This is a genomic window from Maridesulfovibrio spiralis (SeqCode) (genome assembly GCF_048571135.1).
GTDB lineage: Bacteria > Desulfobacterota > Desulfovibrionia > Desulfovibrionales > Desulfovibrionaceae > Maridesulfovibrio > Maridesulfovibrio spiralis.
The window spans coordinates 4,286,796-4,304,598 of sequence record NZ_CP182344.1 but is presented as its reverse complement, the minus strand read 5'-3'; the positions used below and the strand labels follow the sequence as shown (position 1 = coordinate 4,304,598).

Annotated in this window: 17 protein-coding genes; 8 read left to right on the top strand and 9 right to left on the bottom strand. The window is 48.1% G+C overall.

Annotation, left to right across the window (positions count from 1 at the left end; translation table 11 throughout):
• Position 1 precedes the first annotated feature (1 nt).
• The 7 genes from ACNI29_RS19315 to ACNI29_RS19285 all read left to right on the top strand — a co-directional run bounded on the left by ACNI29_RS19315 (position 2) and on the right by ACNI29_RS19285 (position 7,721).
• Complete coding sequence (locus tag ACNI29_RS19315) at positions 2–1,276, top strand: NAD(P)/FAD-dependent oxidoreductase (RefSeq protein WP_419779999.1); 1,275 nt, start codon at positions 2–4, stop codon at positions 1,274–1,276.
• Positions 1,277–1,297: 21 nt separating this feature from the next.
• On the top strand, positions 1,298–2,398 hold the full coding sequence (locus ACNI29_RS19310) for a class II glutamine amidotransferase (RefSeq protein ID WP_419779998.1): 1,101 nt from the start codon (positions 1,298–1,300) through the stop codon (positions 2,396–2,398).
• A gap of 4 nt (positions 2,399–2,402) precedes the next feature.
• The gene (locus ACNI29_RS19305; protein ID WP_419779997.1) at positions 2,403–3,155 is read left to right on the top strand and encodes a GltB/FmdC/FwdC-like GXGXG domain-containing protein; all 753 of its coding nucleotides are present in this window, start codon (positions 2,403–2,405) and stop codon (positions 3,153–3,155) included.
• A 45-nt stretch (positions 3,156–3,200) separates the two neighbouring features.
• A complete protein-coding gene (yajC, locus tag ACNI29_RS19300; protein ID WP_419779996.1) occupies positions 3,201–3,551 on the top strand; it encodes a preprotein translocase subunit YajC in 351 nt (116 codons plus the stop codon).
• A 116-nt stretch (positions 3,552–3,667) separates the two neighbouring features.
• The gene (gene secD / locus ACNI29_RS19295; protein WP_419779995.1) at positions 3,668–5,269 is read left to right on the top strand and encodes a protein translocase subunit SecD; all 1,602 of its coding nucleotides are present in this window, start codon (positions 3,668–3,670) and stop codon (positions 5,267–5,269) included.
• 13 nt (positions 5,270–5,282) lie between these two features.
• Positions 5,283–6,365, top strand: a complete 1,083-nt coding sequence (secF, locus tag ACNI29_RS19290) for a protein translocase subunit SecF (protein WP_419779994.1) — start codon at positions 5,283–5,285, stop codon at positions 6,363–6,365.
• 204 nt (positions 6,366–6,569) lie between these two features.
• On the top strand, positions 6,570–7,721 hold the full coding sequence (locus ACNI29_RS19285; RefSeq protein WP_419779993.1) for an amino acid permease: 1,152 nt from the start codon (positions 6,570–6,572) through the stop codon (positions 7,719–7,721).
• Positions 7,722–7,755: 34 nt separating this feature from the next.
• Here the strand turns inward: ACNI29_RS19285 and ACNI29_RS19280 are convergent, their stop codons facing one another.
• On the bottom strand, positions 7,756–9,027 hold the full coding sequence (locus ACNI29_RS19280) for a hypothetical protein (protein WP_419779992.1): 1,272 nt from the start codon (positions 9,025–9,027) through the stop codon (positions 7,756–7,758).
• Positions 9,028–9,389: 362 nt separating this feature from the next.
• Between ACNI29_RS19280 and ACNI29_RS19275 the strand changes: the two genes are divergently transcribed.
• A complete protein-coding gene (locus ACNI29_RS19275) occupies positions 9,390–11,117 on the top strand; it encodes an aldehyde ferredoxin oxidoreductase family protein (RefSeq protein WP_419779991.1) in 1,728 nt (575 codons plus the stop codon).
• 59 nt (positions 11,118–11,176) lie between these two features.
• Here ACNI29_RS19275 and ACNI29_RS19270 read toward each other — a convergent pair whose 3' ends face one another.
• From ACNI29_RS19270 to ACNI29_RS19235, 8 genes are all read right to left on the bottom strand, one after another.
• Positions 11,177–11,638, bottom strand: a complete 462-nt coding sequence (locus ACNI29_RS19270) for a universal stress protein (RefSeq protein ID WP_419779990.1) — start codon at positions 11,636–11,638, stop codon at positions 11,177–11,179.
• A gap of 127 nt (positions 11,639–11,765) precedes the next feature.
• Entirely contained in the window at positions 11,766–12,740 is a 975-nt protein-coding gene (locus tag ACNI29_RS19265; RefSeq protein WP_419779989.1) for a 4Fe-4S binding protein, read from the bottom strand.
• Positions 12,741–12,759: 19 nt separating this feature from the next.
• The gene (gene rfbD, locus ACNI29_RS19260) at positions 12,760–13,644 is read right to left on the bottom strand and encodes a dTDP-4-dehydrorhamnose reductase (protein WP_419779988.1); all 885 of its coding nucleotides are present in this window, start codon (positions 13,642–13,644) and stop codon (positions 12,760–12,762) included.
• Entirely contained in the window at positions 13,641–14,663 is a 1,023-nt protein-coding gene (rfbB, locus tag ACNI29_RS19255) for a dTDP-glucose 4,6-dehydratase (protein ID WP_419779987.1), read from the bottom strand. Before rfbB ends, rfbD begins: the two co-directional genes overlap by 4 nt.
• A 110-nt stretch (positions 14,664–14,773) precedes the next feature.
• A complete protein-coding gene (locus ACNI29_RS19250) occupies positions 14,774–15,259 on the bottom strand; it encodes a tRNA (cytidine(34)-2'-O)-methyltransferase (protein ID WP_419779986.1) in 486 nt (161 codons plus the stop codon).
• 695 nt (positions 15,260–15,954) lie between these two features.
• Entirely contained in the window at positions 15,955–16,335 is a 381-nt protein-coding gene (locus tag ACNI29_RS19245; RefSeq protein ID WP_419779985.1) for a RidA family protein, read from the bottom strand.
• 16 nt (positions 16,336–16,351) lie between these two features.
• A complete protein-coding gene (locus tag ACNI29_RS19240; protein ID WP_419779984.1) occupies positions 16,352–17,335 on the bottom strand; it encodes a hypothetical protein in 984 nt (327 codons plus the stop codon).
• Between the two features lie 81 nt (positions 17,336–17,416).
• Positions 17,417–17,770: an STAS domain-containing protein gene (locus ACNI29_RS19235; protein WP_419779983.1), complete on the bottom strand. Its 354-nt coding sequence runs from the start codon at positions 17,768–17,770 to the stop codon at positions 17,417–17,419.
• Positions 17,771–17,803 lie beyond the last annotated feature (33 nt).

Below are 17,803 nucleotides of genomic sequence, written 5' to 3'. Positions count from 1 at the left end.
AATGACATACGTGATTATCGGAAACGGAATTGCTTCGCTGGGAGCTATTGACGGTATCAGGAAATATGACCGCAAAACCCCGATTACGGTGATCGGGGCAGAAAACACAGCGGCCTATGGAAAACCGCTGACTTCCTATCTGCTGGCCGGGCGTATAAATCCCGGAAGACTTTCCATGAGGACTGACGATTATTACAAGAGCAAGGACGTTAGTCTTAAGCTGGCGACATACATTGAACAAATTGATCTTGAAACTCAGCAATTGTTGACTTCAGAGGGCGACAGGATTCCGTTCAATAAATTGCTCATTGCAACCGGTGGTAAGCCTTATGTGCCGGAGATTAATGGTGTAGAAGGGGATGGTGTCTATAATTTTACTGATGCGAAAGATGCTTACCGTTTGATTGAGTCGGTTAAGGATTTGAAGCGTGCCGTTGTTGTCGGCGGTGGATTGATCGGGTTGAAGGCTGCTGAGTCGCTGTACAACCGGGGAGTGGAGGTGGCTGTTATCGAGCGTGAAACGCGAATACTGCCTCTGGCTTATGATGCTGATGCCGCTGGGCTTATCGCTAAACGGGTGGATGATGCCGGAATGCTGGTTCGTTGCGGTGTGAACGGGCAGCAGATTGTTCGCGATAAGTCAGGGAAGTTACGCGGAATCCTGCTTGATGACAAAAAATTTCTTGAAGCTGATGCCATTGTGATCGCCATAGGTGTCGTTTCCAAAACAAGGCTTGCAGAGCAGGCCGGTATTGCCGTGGATAAGGGCATTGTTGTGGATGACAACATGTTCACCGGAACAGAGGACGTTTACGCAGCCGGAGATGTGGCACAGGCGCGTGATGTCGTGTTTGATAAGGATAAGGTCGTCCCGGTCTGGTCCAATGCGTATACACAGGGTTACTACGCCGGGCGCAACATGGCCGGGAACAAATCTCCGTACCCCGGAACCATGTCCATGAGTTCGATCAGCTTCTTCGGCCTGCCGACCATTTCAGTGGGCGAGGTTAATCCCGATCCCGAAAATTCTGATTATGAAATCTACACCTTTTTTGATGAAATAAAGCAGAGTTACCGCAAGCTTGTATTCAAAAAAGACCGGCTTGTCGGCTACGTGCTGGTTGGTGATATTGATTTCGCAGGTATGTACACTTCATTTATTAAATTTAAATTCAAAGTGGACGCCCAAACGAGAAAACGGCTAAGCGAAGGCGAACCCGATGTACTCATGTGGCCGGACGATTTTTTTAACAAGGCATGGAATCCAGAAGGTTAGGATACCGCCGGAGGCACCACCATGAAAGCACCAGACAATTATCATGATTTTGAGAAGGACATATCCGGTTGCGGTGTGTTCGGTGTAATCAGCAAAAGTCGCGAATGCATTCCCGGCGATATTCCCATCCGGGCCATGGCCTGTATGCATGATCGCGGCAATGGTCTCGGGGGCGGATTTGCTGCCTACGGTGTTTATCCTGATCTTGCTGACAAATATTGTTTGCAACTGCTTTGCGATGATCAGCATGCCCTTGATAAGGCCGAAGCGATCATTAAGATATTTTTTGATGTGAATGAGTCCGAACCGATCAGAACCCGTAAGGTTTTGAGCATACCGAACCCGCCTGTGGTCTGGCGTTTCTTTGTTTATCCTAAAGAGCTGCGGCCCCAATCTCCGTTCAGTGGTGGGGATGAGGCGGACTACATTGTCGGTGTGGTCATGAAGATCAATAAGGAAGTTCCCGGCGCATTTGTCCTTTCCAGCGGTAAAAATATGGGTGCTTTCAAAGGTGTTGGCTATCCTGAAGATATCGCGGAATTTTACAGGCTTGATGAGTACTCGGCTTATCTCTGGACCGGACATAACCGCTTCCCGACCAATACACCGGGCTGGTGGGGCGGGGCGCATCCGTTTACCATTCTGGATTGGTCAATTGTGCATAACGGGGAAATCTCGTCATATGGTATCAACAGGCGATACCTTTGCACCCACGGGTATGAATGTACCATGAATACCGATACGGAAGTTGTTGCATATTTAATTGATTTGCTGGTACGTAAGCACGGTTTGAGCCGAAAACTTGCTTCTTCTGTATTTGCTCCACCTTTCTGGGAGGAGATTGAAAAAATGGAAGAGCGGGAAAAAAAGCTTTACAGCGCACTTAGAACCACATACGCAAGTGCGATGTTGAATGGTCCGTTCGCTATTTTGGTGGCGGATTCCGACAGCCTGTGGGGGCTTAATGACCGCATAAAGCTGCGGCCCCTTGTTGTAGCAAGCAAGGGAGACCGGGTTTTTATGTCCAGCGAGGAAAGTGCCATCAGGATGGTCTGTCCTGATCTGGATGAGGTCTGGATGCCCAAGGCCGGGGAACCGGTCATAATTCAGGCGGACGGGTGATGCTATGACCGGATCATTTACAATAGATGCTACTGATATGGATTACCGCACTCTTAATGCGATAGTGCGGGAGAATGTCCGCAACGGTGTATGCGAATTCGTTCTCGACAATGTTGTCGGACAAAGGTACATAGCAACAGCACTTAAGGGTGAATTGACTTTCACTGTCAACGGCACGCCCGGTCAGGACTTGGCTTCTTTTATGAAGGGGCCGAAAATAGTAGTGAACGGCAATGTGCAGGACGGAACCGGAAACACCATGGATGACGGAAATATCGTCATCAAGGGAATTGCCGGGGATGTTCTGGGTTACGCAATGCGCGGCGGGACTATTTACGTTCAGGGCGATGTCGGGTATCGGGTAGGAATCCATATGAAGTCTTATATGGATCAGCAGCCTGTGATTGTCATCGGTGGTAAAGCCGGTGATTTTCTGGGCGAATATATGGCCGGAGGAGTGATTTTACTTCTTGGCATGTTTTCTGGTAAACCAGATGCTCCCATAGCGGGGATGTCGCTCGGGACAGGAATGCACGGCGGAGTGATCTACGTGCGTGGAGAGGTTCCCGAAGGGCTGGTCGGCCATGAAATAAAGGTTGAACCCGCAGACAAGGGCGATCTTGAGGCAATAGCCGAGATCGTCCGGGATTATTCAGAGGAAATCGGTGTTGATGCGGACGCTATTCTGGCTTCTGATTTTATGAAGCTTCTGCCCCGCTCACACCGCCCGTACGGGAATATGTATGTTCCCGTGTAATAGGCGGATTGTTTTATTCGTACACAGTCTTTTCAGGAGGACGTAATGTTTTTTGCAGATGTCGCACACGCGATGGGTGCAGCCGGACAGCAGGCTCAGGGCGGGCCTATGGGTGCACTTGGTTCTTTTCTCCCTCTCATCCTCATGTTTGCAATTTTCTATTTTCTGCTCATCAGACCGCAGCAGAAAAAAGCCAAAGAGCACAAAGCAATGCTGGATGCAATCCAGAGAGGCGACCGTGTTCTCACAGCAGGCGGCATCTACGGCCGTGTAACTGCTGTTGACGGCGATGAACTGACCGTTGAACTGGCAGAAGGTCTGCAGGTCAAGGTTGAAAGATCTTTTGTTTCTAACCTCGCAAACCCTGCGAAAAAAGAAGAAAAGAAAGATAAATAAATCTTTTTTGTGTAGCTAAGCCTATCAAGGCAAGTTTCTTTTCGGGGGTCCCGGGAGTGCTTGCCTTTTTAGTGTTTTTGTAACCTATCCTATTTGAATTTATAAAGGGAGAGGAGATGAACGGGAGTCTTCGTTGGAAAATAGTCCTGACCCTGCTTGTAGTTGTGCTTGGAGTTGCTTACCTCCTTCCTTCACTGCCTGCGGTTCAGAATTCGGGAATGGCTCGCTTCCTGCCTGATGACAAAATCAGTTTGGGACTTGACCTTAAGGGCGGAATCCACCTCACACTCGGTGTTGATATGGATAAAGCCATGGATAACAACCTTGCCCGCATGGCAGACGACCTTAAGGCCGTAGCCCGCGAGGAAGGCGTAATTGTATTGAAGCCTAAAGTGCTCAAGGGCGAGAGAGTGGAAGCAATTCTTCTTAAAGAAGCCCAGAAGGAAAAGCTGGAAAAGATTGTCAAAGACACTTTTGGCAACCTGACCATCCTGAGCACCGCAGTGAAGCCTGACGGTAAAGTCACTTACGTTTTTGCTCCCACTCCGGAATACAAAAAGTACCTGACCAAACTCACCATGGATCAGGCTATTAAAACTATCCGTAACCGTATTGACCAGTTCGGTGTTGCCGAGCCGGATATCCGCAAACAGCAGGGTAACCGCATTCAGGTGCAGCTTCCCGGCATGCAGGATCCCGAAAGGGCAATCAAGATTATCGGTAAAACTGCCCATCTTGAGTTCAAGCTGGTTGATGATACCGCTGATCTCCAGAAAGCAGTTCAGGGCATTATTCCCCCGGGCCGCGAAGTTACTGTCATCAGGCATAGACTTCCTGACGGTTCCTATGTTGAAAAGCCCATCGTTCTCAAGAAAGACGCTATGCTGACCGGTGAATACATCACTGATGCCCAGACCCGTTTCGACCAGTTCAACCAGCCTTATGTAACCTTGAATTTCAACAGCAGGGGCGCAAGGATTTTTGAACGCGTTACCGGTGAAAACATTAAAAAGCAGATGGCGATCGTTCTGGACGGCAAAGTATATTCCGCGCCTACCATTCAGGATAAAATCCCCGGCGGACGCGCATCTATCTCCGGCAGCTTCTCGACTGAAGAAGCTCATGACCTCGCAATTGTTCTACGTGCCGGTTCTCTGCCTGCTCCGGTTAAAATCCTTGAGCAGAGAACAGTTGGTCCTTCCCTGGGACAGGAATCTATCGATAAAGGTATCTCCGCAGCTATCGTAGGTAGTGTGTTGGTTCTTATCTTTATGTTCATCTACTACGGTTTTGCCGGATTTGTAGCTGACGTTGTACTGGTTCTTAACGTGGTACTGATCCTTGCAGGTCTGGCTGCTTTCGGCGCCACACTGACCCTGCCAGGTATTGCCGGTATCATCCTGACCATCGGTATGGCTGTTGATGCGAACGTCATCATCTTCGAACGCATACGTGAAGAATTAAGAAGGGGACTGACTGCCAAAGCCGCTATTGTCGAAGGCTACAGCAGGGCGACCCTGACCATTCTGGACGCGAACATCACCACTGTGATTGCAGCGGTTATTCTTTACCAGTTCGGTACCGGGCCGGTGCGCGGTTTCGCGGTAACACTTACTCTGGGTATTATTACCTCCATGTTCACCGCTATTTTCGTAACCCGCATCTTGTTTGATCTTTACACCTCCAAGCGTGCCGCAGACGCGCCGCTGAACATCTAAGGAGAGTGAATAAATGGGATTGCAGATAATTAAACCCGATACCAAGATCGATTTTATCGGATCAAAGACCAAAGCATTCATCGTTTCTGCTTTGCTGATCCTGCTTGGCCTCGGTTCATTGGTTATGAACGGCGGACCCAAGTACGGCATTGATTTCGCCGGCGGTATCGTGGTTCAGGTTAAGTTTGAAAAAAAAGTAGAAGTTAAGGCAGTTAAGAGCGCCCTCAAGGAAGCCAAGCTTCCCGGACTGGTTGTTCAGAGTTTCGGCCATGATGATGATAATGAAATCCTGCTCAGGACTTCATCTTCTGACATCAGCTCTTCTGAAGTTCGTGATAATATCTCTGCCGGCCTTGAGTCCGGTATGAATGGAACCGGATTTGAGATTCAGCGTCTGGAAATGGTTGGTCCCAAAGTAGGTGCCGACCTTAGAACCAAAGCCCTTGAGGCACTGTTCTATGCGGTGTTGCTGATCGCTATTTATATCTCCGGTCGTTTTGAAAAGCGTTGGTTTGCTGCGGCAATCATGGCCGGTGGTCTCTTCGCCGGTATCACTGCTTTGCAGATGTTGGGTATGTCTACCACCGTGCTGATCTTTGGTGCGCTGCTGATTACCGTTGGACTCTGCTGGTATCTGAAGTTGAACTATGCGCTTGGTGCTATCGTGGCCCTTATCCATGATATTATGATTACTGTCGGTATCTTCTCTTTGCTGGGCAAAGAGTTTGACCTGACTATCATTGCAGCACTTCTGACCATTATCGGTTACTCCCTGAACGATACCATTATCGTTTTTGACCGTATCCGTGAGAACCTGCTCGGCAAGATTAGTGATTCTCTGGCAGAAACCATCAACATCAGTATCAACCAGACCCTTAGCAGAACCATCCTCACTTCCGGCACCACCCTGCTGGTTGTTGCGGCTCTGTTCGCACTGGGCGGCGGCGTAATTCATGATTTCGCTCTCGCACTGCTTATCGGTGTAGGTGTTGGTACCTATTCCTCCATCTTCGTAGCTAGCCCCATCCTTCTCGGATTCGGCACCGGCATCATCGAAGAAGACAGCGACGACGCAGAGGAAGCTGAAGCAGTATAGTTTCAGAATCCTTTCGAAGCTTATTCAAGCGGGAACAGCTCAGGCTGTTCCCGCTTTTATTTTGGCTATGTGTTTTTGTGTTGGTGAAAGGTGAATAATTTTGTCTTAAGTTTTGATAGTCTTAAAATTATTGCAAATAATTACGAGAAGAGTAGATTTCTCCGAAAAAGATGAAATTAGCATTTCATATTTAAGGAGATTGTTTTGAATACTAAGATGATCGGCGCAATCAGTGTGGTTGCCGGTACTTCTATTGGTGCAGGCATGCTCGGCCTGCCTATGACTCTTGGAAATCTGGGATTTGTGACCGGGGCATGTGCGCTCATTTTCATGTGGATCGTGGCTGCGTATTCGGCATTGATGCTTCTGGAAATCAATCTTGAGTTCGGACAGGGCGTCAACTTCAACTACATGACCCGCAAAATTCTCGGGCGTAGTGGACAGCTTGTCGGAACCGGGTGTGTATTCTTTTTGTTGTATTGCCTGATTGTGGCCTACCTGAGTGGAATCGGGGGACTTGTTTCAAATGCTACCGGGATTGATCCGAGGATAGGATCGGGAGTTTTCACCGCATTCAGCCTTGCTGTGCTTGTTGCCGGAACCCATATTGTGGTGCAGGCAAATAAGACTCTGTTCATTTTGATGCTGGCAGCTATGTTGGTCAGTTTTGCGGCCCTCGGAGGGCAGTTGGATTTTAGTAATTTGACGCAGGGCAACCCCGCTCCAGAGGCTCTTTTTGTGACCTTACCTGTTTTAATAACGTCATTCGGCTACCATGTCTGCATACCGAGTATTGTAAACTATATTGGGGAAGATAAGAAAATCCTTGTCCGTATTTTGTTCATCGGCGGTGCGCTGCCGAGTTTCTGTTATCTGATCTGGTTGTTTTTGGCTGAAGGCAGCACAACCCCTGAGCAGCTGGCATCCATGAATAATGTAGATGCCCTTGTGGATATGATCAGCGGGGGAGCAGTCTGGGTTAAAACCGTTGTTTCTGTGTTTGCAGCCCTTGCCCTTGTCACTTCATTCTTCGGTGTCTCCTTAAGTTTGTTTGATCTGGTGGCCGAGACTTTCAAGCGTAGTGATGACGGTATGGGCCGCATCGGTTCCGGGTTAATTGTTTTTGTCCCGCCCCTCATCGCTTCTTTGCTGGCACCGGATGGATTCATTGCTGCTCTTGCGCATGCTGGTGCAGCCTTTACTGTCATTGCGGTTCTGTTGCCCTGCATTATGATCTGGAAAATGCGTGCGGCGGGTTTGAACCAGAAGTTCAGAGTCTTTGGCGGACGTCCGGCAATTATCGCCAGTTTTATCTGTGGGGTGGCGATCATCCTTGCAAATTACGTTCATGCATAAAATAAGGGGCCGCTGTGTGCGGGCCCTTATCTTGTTAGTATCTGAAAATCCAAGGCAGGATTAAAACGGATAAACCGGACCAGATTGCATAAGCGGGTAGATACCGGGCAAGGCCGTCCTCGATGTCTTCCAGAGAACCGGCACTGAAATGGTTGCGAATGTAGCCCACGCCCATAAAAGCAAGATTACCGAATACTACCAGATTTGAACCGAGTACACTTAAACGGTTCGCAGTCATTCCATATTCAAATACGCGCCAGCAGATGGCCCAGATCCCGATAAGATCCAGCAGAACAGTAGCTGCAATCATGGTACTGATGATGCTTGTTTCCATTTTGTCCGGAATGCGCTCACCTCGGCCGGTAATACTGAAGACTGCGGTACAAAGTACACAGAGCAGCAGGATGTTGTAAGTCAGCAGGGTAGAGCGGTCGTTAAAGAGTTCTTCCATATTTAAAGCCATAGCTCCCATGTAACAGAGAATGAGCACCAGAAGCAGAGGGGAGAATATCCGGGCTAGCAGCGGAACCAGCTTTCGGGCGGCAGAATATGTGTCCGTAGCCCATGCCGCAACTAGCGGAATTGATGCCAGTCCATATATTGCTAAATCCTCAATGATCCAGTCATTGCGTATGTTCAGCAGGTCGAACAAACCGTATGTGAGTAGAAGAAGTACCCCTCCTCCGAGGAAAATAAGTCCACCATGAATTGCCATCTCTCCGCTGAAACGCAGAAAATCTATGCGCTTGTGTTTGTAATCCGTTTCGAAGCCTGTACGGCTGAATCCATATAGAGACCAGATAAATAGCGGTAAATTAAGGATAGCGAGAGCATGCACGTCTTTCCATTTATTAGGGGTAAGCTGCATGGCAACTGCCAGAATTATGCAGCAGCCGATTCCGTAGTAGGTTGTTTTGCGGGGCCAGCCGCGCATGTGCATGGTGAATAAAAACATGGCAGTCAATGGGACCAGTGAGACCATCCATGCGAAGGTTTCGAATTTTCCATAGTCATACCAGTCCGGCAATTTCAGCAGTGTCCCTGAGCAAAAACACAGGAGCAGCATAATTAGCAGGTCGCGCTTGGATAATATTTCGGCTTTGGCTGAAGAAAACTCCATTCTTGCCTGCCATGCCCTGAAGAGCAGGCTGTTCTGTGCTGACGCAAAAGCACCCCGGTATGCTCTACGAAACGATTTGGGATCATTTCTGTAAAGTTGCTCAAGCTTTTCAGGTTCATCAATCGCAGCTTGAATTCTCGATTCGATATCCATCTGACTACCTTCCGGGGTTAGAGTGATATTCATATTAGTTCAAAAAATATTCTGAAAATATGGATGGCGTCAATGCGTGATTATAGGCTGCAACTTTTTTTTAAGATTGGTTAATATACTGTATAATTATTGCTATGAGGCTTTTTTACTGTTGTATGTATGGAATTGTGTGTGTCATTTTATGCACTATTCGTTGTCGAGGGTGTCATTTTGCAACAAAAAACGTAAATATGTCAAAAAAGATATAATTAAAAGTTATGTGCTTTGGCCGATATAATTTAAATTCTTTGACAATGCTGACTGCAGGTATATAATTACTCCACTTATTAACGGAAGTGCTTTATTTAAGAACGAAGGTTGGTTTTACTAATTTTTAAATTTTATAGGGGGTTGTTATGCCCAGAATCCTTAGAATTAATACCCGTACCAAAGAATTCAAATTTGAAGAACTCGGAGATCTGGCTGGCCTTGGCGGACGCGCCTTAACTTCCAGAGTAGTGAACAACGAAGTTCCCGGCGATTGTCATCCTCTTTCCGCTGAAAACAAGCTCGTTTGGGCTGCCGGTATCCTCGCTGGCTCCGGTGCTGCAAACTCCGGCAGACTTTCCTGTGGTGCTAAGTCTCCCCTGACTGGCGGTATCAAAGAAAGTAACTCCGGCGGACAGTTTGCACAGGTTCTGCCCCGTCTCGATATTCAGGCTATCATTTTTGAAGATAAGCCTGAAATGGACGCTCCTTTCTCTATTGTTGAAATTTATGCTGATCGCGTTGAATTCAAAGACGCTACCCCTATCGTAGGTAAGGATAACTATCCTGCACACGAAGAGCTTAAGAAAATTTATGGCGACAAAGCTGTAACCGCTCTGGCAGGACCTGCCGGCGAACAGTGCCTCGCTGCTTCAACCATTCAGTTTTCCGATCCGCATTTGCATCCCGCACGTTCCGCAGGACGTGGTGGTATGGGTGCAGTTATGGGTTCAAAAAAAATCAAGGCCGTTGTTCTTGATCCTAATGCAAAGGGCCGTGTCAAGCCCGTCAACGAAGAGGCATTCAAAGTTGCCCGTAAGCGTTGGCTTGAAATCCTCATGGGCCACCCCGTAACCAGCGAAGGTCTGCCCGCATTCGGTACCGCTATCCTCGTTAACATCATTAACGAAGCAGGCGCACTGCCCACCAAGAACTTCCGTTACGGCCGTTTCGACGATGTTGCGGATATCTCCGGTGAAAAGATTGCTGAAGTAATCGAATCCCGCGGTGGTAAAACTAAAGAAGGTTGTCACACCGGTTGTGTTATTCAGTGCTCCCAGCGTTACAATGACAAAGACGGCAACTACCTGACTTCCGGCTTTGAGTACGAAACCGTTTGGGGCTTCGGTGCAAACTGCCTGATCAATGACATCGACGATATCGCCACCATGGACCGTATTTGTGATGAAAAAGGTATCGACACCATCGAAATGGGTTGTACCATGGCTGTTGCTATGGACGGCGGCATCCTCGAATGGGGTGACAGTAAAGCAGGTATCGATCTGCTCAAAAAAATCGGTTCTGCCGATGCAATGGGCCGCATCATCGGTAACGGTGCAGACTTCGCAGGTCAGGCTTTCGGTGTAGACCGTATCCCCACCGTTAAAGGTCAGGGTCTGCCCGCATACGATCCCCGTTCCGTAAAGGGCGTTGGCGTTACCTACGCAACCACTCCCATGGGCGGTGACCACACTGCAGGTTACGCTGTTGCTACCAACATCCTGAAAGTCGGTGGTGACGTTGATCCCCTTTCCAAGGAAGGTCAGATTGAACTTTCCAAGAACCTCCAGATTGCTACTGCAACCATCGACGGCCTTGGCCTCTGCCTGTTCGTAGCTTTCGCAGTTCTGGATACCGAAGATGCAGTTCAGTGCATGTGCGACCTCGTTGCTGCAACACACGGCATTGAGTTCACCGCTGATGACTTTATCGCTCTCGGCGTAAACACCCTGAAGGATGAGCTTGAGTTCAACCGCAAAGCAGGTTTCACCAAGAGTGACGACCAGCTGCCCCGTTTCTTTAGCGAAGAAAAACTTGAGCCTCACGACACCGTATGGGAATACACTGTCGAAGAACTTCAGGCTGCTAAAGTCTAAAGTCGCTTAAAATAAAATGAGTTAAGCCCGGTTGAGAAATTCTCGACCGGGCTTAATTTTTATCTGTTTTTAACTACGTGCACGGATACAGGGGACTGCTTGATGACTTGATCGGTTACGCTTCCTATGAGATCAGGGGGGGAATTCTTCTTTTCCCGACCCAGACCGTGACTGGAAATGACGATCAGATCTACATTTTCCTTTTCAGCGTGTTCAAGGATATTCGTAACCGGATCGCCCATTGTCAGCCTGATTTCGATAAGCGGACAAATGCGTAGCTCTTCCTCGCATAGTTTGTTGAGGGCTTTTCTGGCTTTTTCGACTTCCCAATCACGAAAGTCATTGAGTCTGTCCTTATTCGGGTAATTGCCATATGCAGGGAAGTAGGAGCAGAGATCGATGGTGGAGTAGAGCACTACAACCTTGGCATTGTAGAGGGTAGACAGGGAAACCACTTCATCTATTGAGTCTCGCGAATAGCGCGATAGATCGGTCGGCCACAAGATAGTTTTTACTGACATATAAACCTCCATTCTGGAGTGGAATTAATATCTAGTAATAATATAAGCTCTCCCTGAAAAATAGAAAGAGGCACGGAATCATTCTGACTCCGTGCCTCTCTTTTATTATGTATGGACTCGATGAAATTTACATCATCATATAGTATTTGCGCAACATTTCCAGAGGGTAAGGTGAATCCCAGTGGTTGGTGAATTTTGCTGCTGCATAGTAGACCAGCAGGATCAGCAGAGAGCCTGCTGCGATCACGTACCACGGCAGCTTGATGCGGCTCAGGCGGTCGGTCACACTCAGGCAGCCGTCCACCGGACAGGCGTTGATGCACTGCGTACAGCCCACGCATTCAGCGGAATTGATGGTCTGCTTGATGTCGACTTCAATGCCTCCGGGGCATGCCTTGTTGCATTTTCCGCAGGCGATGCATTTATCTTCGTCACGCTTGATGGCAACCGGGGAAGCTTTCGCGATTATTCCCAGTAACGCTCCATACGGGCATAGGAAGCGGCACCAGAAGTAAGGAATGAATATTCCGAGTATGAGTATAGCGCCGACTACAATAGCGGCTGTGCTGCTCATATCAGTGAAAAATTGCATCATACGTGCTTCAGCTGTGAAGTTGTATGGAGAATGGATGAAAGCATCCACTTCACGTCCGCTCATTTTGAAGAATACAGTGATCAGGAAAAAGGTCAGGGCAACGTACTTGGGAATGAGCATTCCCAGCTCAATCTTGCCTTTGACAGTAACTATTTTGCCGATCCTGCGTCCAATTTTATTGAGCAGGTTGTGAATGAAACCCACCGGACAGAGATAGCCGCAGAATCCTTTGCGCACGATCAGGCTCATGACCATCACGGCGATAAAGATGGTTAATCCAGCGGGGTGAACTTCATCGAATATTCCCTGCGTAAAGAGCTGTTTTAGGGAAAGCAGGGCACTGATAGGCAGGAAGCCCTCCACTGCCCCGGGTTTACTGACCGCTATGTCGGAGTTACCGACCATCCATTGGTAGAAAAGATAAAAGCGGTATCCTACCCAGATGCAGAACATGGTCATTGCAAACTGGATAGAATCCCGCACTAGTTCTGGGGATACTTTTTTCATTTTTCCTTTGTCGGGAAGCTTAATCTTCCTGATGGTCTTTCAGGTCGTTATAAACATAGTCCCGCAGCGCCTGCACCCAAGGGCGTGGTGTTATTCCCGTTACCTCGCTGAACTTGGTGGTATCGAGAACTGAGTAGGGCGGTCGTTTGGCCTTGGTAGGATAGGCGGATGTGGGCACAGGGTCGACCCGGCAGTTTATAGCGCAGCTGTCGACGGCCTCGGTGGCCAGTTCGCACCAGCTTGCCTTGCCGGAGTTGACTACATTGAAAATTCCACGGGCTTCATGCTTGAGCAGTGCGATAGAGTAATCTGCAAGATCAGGTGTGTAAGTAGGAGATCCGTTTTGGTCATGAACGACAGTCAGACTGTCCCGCTCCTTGGCAAGATTCACAATTTTATGGACAAAATTGTTTTTTTGAGGACCGAACAGCCATGCGGTGCGAATGATCAGGAAATCAGGATAATCAAGATCCTTTATCCGTTCTTCTCCGGCCAGTTTGGTTTCTCCGTATACGGATTGAGGATTGGTCTGGTCGTCTTCGGTGTAGGGGGAGTCTTTTTTGCCGTCAAAGACAAAGTCTGTGCTGTAGTGGATCAGCTTGGCTCCCCACTGTTTGCAGAGTCTGCCCAGTGTAGCGGGCAGAGTGGTGTTTAGCAGGTGGGCGTTGTTTTCCTCGTCTTCGGCCTGATCGACCATGGTGTATGCCACCGTGTTGAAGACGAAGTCCGGTTCTTCCCTTTCCAGCAAAGCGTTCAGGGATTCTTCGTTTAGAGGATCGAAGTCGGAGCGGGAGAGAGGGATCGTTACTATTTCCTGCTGCTCCAGTCTTGCGGTCAAAGTTTGACCAAGAAGCCCGGTGCGTCCGCCGAGGATAACTGCCTTTTTACCTGCTAAATCAATCATTTTCGTTCTCCGTACCATTGGTCCATAAAGTCGCGGTAGGCTCCGCTGCGAACTTCTTCAAGCCAATCGCCGTTGGTCTGGTACCATTCAATGGTTTTGCGGATTCCTTCGTCAAAAGTCACTGCCGGACTGAAGCCCAGCTCCTTTTCAGCCAGTGAGTAATCCATGGCATATCGCATGTCATGACCGGGCCTGTCTTTGACATAAGTTATGAGTGACTCATCTTTTCCTAAAATATTCAAAAGTTCTTTGACCAGTTCAAGGTTGGTTTTTTCCGCAGCTCCGCCGAAGTTGTAGGCTTTGCCGGGTTTACCTTTGAGCAGGGTCAGCTCCACTCCGGTGCAATGGTCGTCAACGTAGATCCAGTCCCGAACATTGGAGCCGTCGCCGTAGATGGGCAGGCTTTCCCCGGCACATGCTTTGATGAACATGAGCGGGATCAGTTTTTCCGGAAACTGATAGGGACCGTAGTTGTTGGAGCAACGGGTGATGGATACGGGAAATTTGTATGTTTCAAAGTAAGCTCGGGCCATGAGGTCCGCGCTCGCTTTGGAAGCGGAGTAGGGGCTGTTCGGTTCCAGCGGATTTTTTTCACTGAAAGCCGGATCTTCAGGGCTAAGGGTTCCGTATACTTCGTCGGTGGAAACGTGGACGAATTTCTCAATCCCTGCATTTTTGGCGCATTCCATCATATTCTGCGCGCCGAGGGTGTTGGTGGTCAAGAAAGGTGCTGGGTCATTGATGGAACGGTCTACATGGGATTCCGCCGCAAAGTTGATTACAGCATCAATCTTGTAATCGTGCAGCACAGAAGTGACGAATTCCTTATCGCAGATGTCGCCATGCAGGAATGTGTAGCCGGAATTGTCTTGCTCTTCCAGCTGGATCAGGTTTTTGCGGTTCCCGGCATAGGTCAGTTTATCAAGGTTGAAAATTTTCCAGTCCGGGTGACGTTCCTTCATGAGGTATATGAAATTTGTGCCGATAAAACCGCATCCGCCGGTTATGAGAAGTCGCATAAGATCTCCGCTGAAGATTAAATAACAAAAGCGAACATAACTCTTGCCGCAGTGTTATGCAAGAAAGTGCAGGTGCAAAATGATGTGCAGGAACTGTACAGCCGTTCCGCCTATTTAAAAGAAACTTCCTCATTCAGGCAGGATAGTGCCTGATACAGAATAATTCCCGCAGAGGTGGAAAGGTTTAGGCTGCGCACGTTATCCGTGGTGGGAATATTAACCGCATGTTTGAATTCATCGAACATCCATTCCGGCAGTCCACGTGTCTCCGGGCCGAGCACAAGGTGGTCTCCGGGTTGGAATTCAAATTTAAACAAATGGGTTCCGCGCTTGGCACTGGTGGTGACCAGCCTTTTGGGTTCGGCCTTTTCCTTGTATTCCTGCCAGTTTTTCCAAACTGAAAGTTTGACCTTAGGCCAGTAGTCCAGCCCGGCGCGCTTGAGATGCTTGTCTGAAATGGAAAATCCCAGCGGCTCAATTAAATGCAGCTCGGTATCAGTGCCGGCACAGAGACGGGCAATGTTTCCGGTGTTAGGTGGGATTTCTGGTTCGAATAGAACTATGCTGAAAGGATTTGTGAATTTTTCCTGTGTCATGGCGGAATCGATAACAGGAGAAAGGAGTTAGAGCAATCACTTACAGAGGGTTGAAATTTGGTTATAAAAAAATGTCCGGATCAATCGCGGGAGGGAGGCAGAAGCGCTTGTGTATAAATCTTATTCTAAGCTGTTCGTTTCTACCGATTCCTGCACTCGCCTATCAGTCCAGAGCACTTTTCTATAGATGGGTGAAGAACGACTCTTAATTTTAGTGGCTTTCGCCTGTATTTTTATTTTGTTTAGTCTGTTCTTGTTGTCCGTCTTGATTATGTATAAGCATTTCCCGTGCCAATTTTTAAGTAAGGTGAGTAAATGCTTGTTATGCTGTGTCTTTTATATGAGTGAGTATTTTTGTTCACAACCAGAAACTTGTGAGTGTCGGAAAATAGACAGCTTTTCGGCGTCGTTTTAGCTGAAATTGTAAACTCCAAATTACAAAAATGTAGACATAAAAAAGGGACCTCATGGTCCCTTTTTTAAAAAACTGTAAAATTCACCAAACAAAGCAGGGAAGCCAAATAAAAGTTTTCAGGAGAGTCCAGAACTCCTTTTTTCAAAAGGGTTCTTACCTATAGCTGTTAGGCTAGAGCTTCCTGTTCGAGTCTTATGGATATCGAGAGCAACGCCGGTCCCGCTGAAAGCGCAGCCGGAGGTAAAAATCGTTTAAAAATGCGGGATAGATCCTCGACTCTTTAAATCGCAGCGATGCACTTGATTTCAACAAGGCCGCCTTTGGGCAGCGCGCTTACTTCGACTGCTGCACGTGCGGGCTTGTGGCTGGAAAAGAATTCGGAATAAACAGCATTTACCTTTGCAAAATCATTCATGTCGGTGAGGAATACATCTACGCTGATAACTTTAGTCAGTGCGCTTCCGCATGCTTCAAGGATGGCCTTAAGGTTTTCCAGAGCCTGACGTGCCTGTTCTTCAACATTATCAGACACGAATTCACCGGTAGCGGGGGATAGGCCAAGCTGTCCGCTGACAAAAGCCTGAGAGTTGAAAATGGTGGCTTGTGAGTATGGGCCGATTGCTGCGGGCGCGTTCTCGGTGTTAACGGTGGTAACGATCATAATTGTTCCTTTTGTTTTAAGATTGTTTGGGAAGTCCCCATAAATATTTGTCGGAGATATTCTCCGGTATAAATTTGGTAAGCTGCACCAGTCCTGCAACGAGCAGGCAGGACATAATCAGTCGTCCCCAGAACAGACCGGAAACATGTCCGCCAATCATCATCAGCAGCAGGGTGTCCTCAATAAGGCTGTGGCAGAGACTCATCAGGGTCAGGGAATAAAATACGTCTTTCTTGCCTACATTCCCTGATTTAGATTCGTGAATGATCATGCCGCCACCGTAAGAGAGGCCCATGGTAAGGCCGACGACTGTTAAAGCCGAAGCCTTGGAACCGATCCCCATCATGGTCAGGAAAGGACGCAACAGGAAGTCCATGGCCTCAATAACTCGAATTTTGGTCAGGATGCGCATCACTATCAGTAGACATAAAATGACAAAGAATATGGAGATCAGGTTACGAATTTCGCCCATAGCCCACTGTAGGATGGTCTTGTCGATGGCTGAGTTGTCCGGGGTCAGCAGAATATTTGCCGGACCTTGGAGCAGGTCGAAATTCTGGTAAACCAGGTTGAGGACAAGTCCCATGAGAAATGCTCCGGCCATTCGGATAAAAAGCTGAAAGCGCAGTTTCGGTCCACAGCTTTGTACTACCCGCAATTCAACAGGCATGGAGTGGGCAACCAGAATCATTGTTCCCAGAATAGTGGCCTGTGCTGCTGTCAGTGGCTGATCCTGTGCAAGGCTGAGAAAAACAATCAGTCCGCTGTAAATATTGTTGATCAGTGCTGTAGCCCAGACCAGTCCCATCTCACCGGGGAGTCCAACCAGCTCCATGACCGGTCCAAGAGGCGCGGCAAGATAACCGATCAAATTGAGTTCCTGAAGAATTTTTACGACAACTACAACTGGGATCATAATTTTAAACAGGTCAAGGCTGATGCGGGCCGCATCTTTAACTGTATCGAGCGTGGGGCGGATGAGATTGTTGGCAAGATTCATAGTTTTGGTGGGTGTTGGGAGATGAAAAAAATAAAGCCGGGCAGACTTGATTAGTCTGCCCGGCTGGGAAATCGGGTCCGATTAGGCCAGCATTTTTCCTTTCAGGCCTTCCACTGCTTCTTCTTCTGTGTCGTAAAGATCGAAAACTTTGTGCAGGGCGGCTATATCAATAATTTTTTTTACGCGGTCACTGATATTGAACATGGCAACGTTGCCTTTTTCTTTCATCAACTTGTTGCGCAGGGTAATCAGGGTACCGATGCCCATGCTGTCCATAAAATCTACGCTTTCCATATCGAGCGCAACGTTGAATTGCTTCTCGTCAAAGATCGGGTTGATCTGGCGCTGAAAGTCGTGGCTGACAACGTGGTTCAGTTCCGCAGATTCAATTTTAACAACAGTAATTTCATCTATCTGTTTAAAGCTGATTTCCATTTTTTTTCCTTAATTCTGTGGTTCTATTGAAGG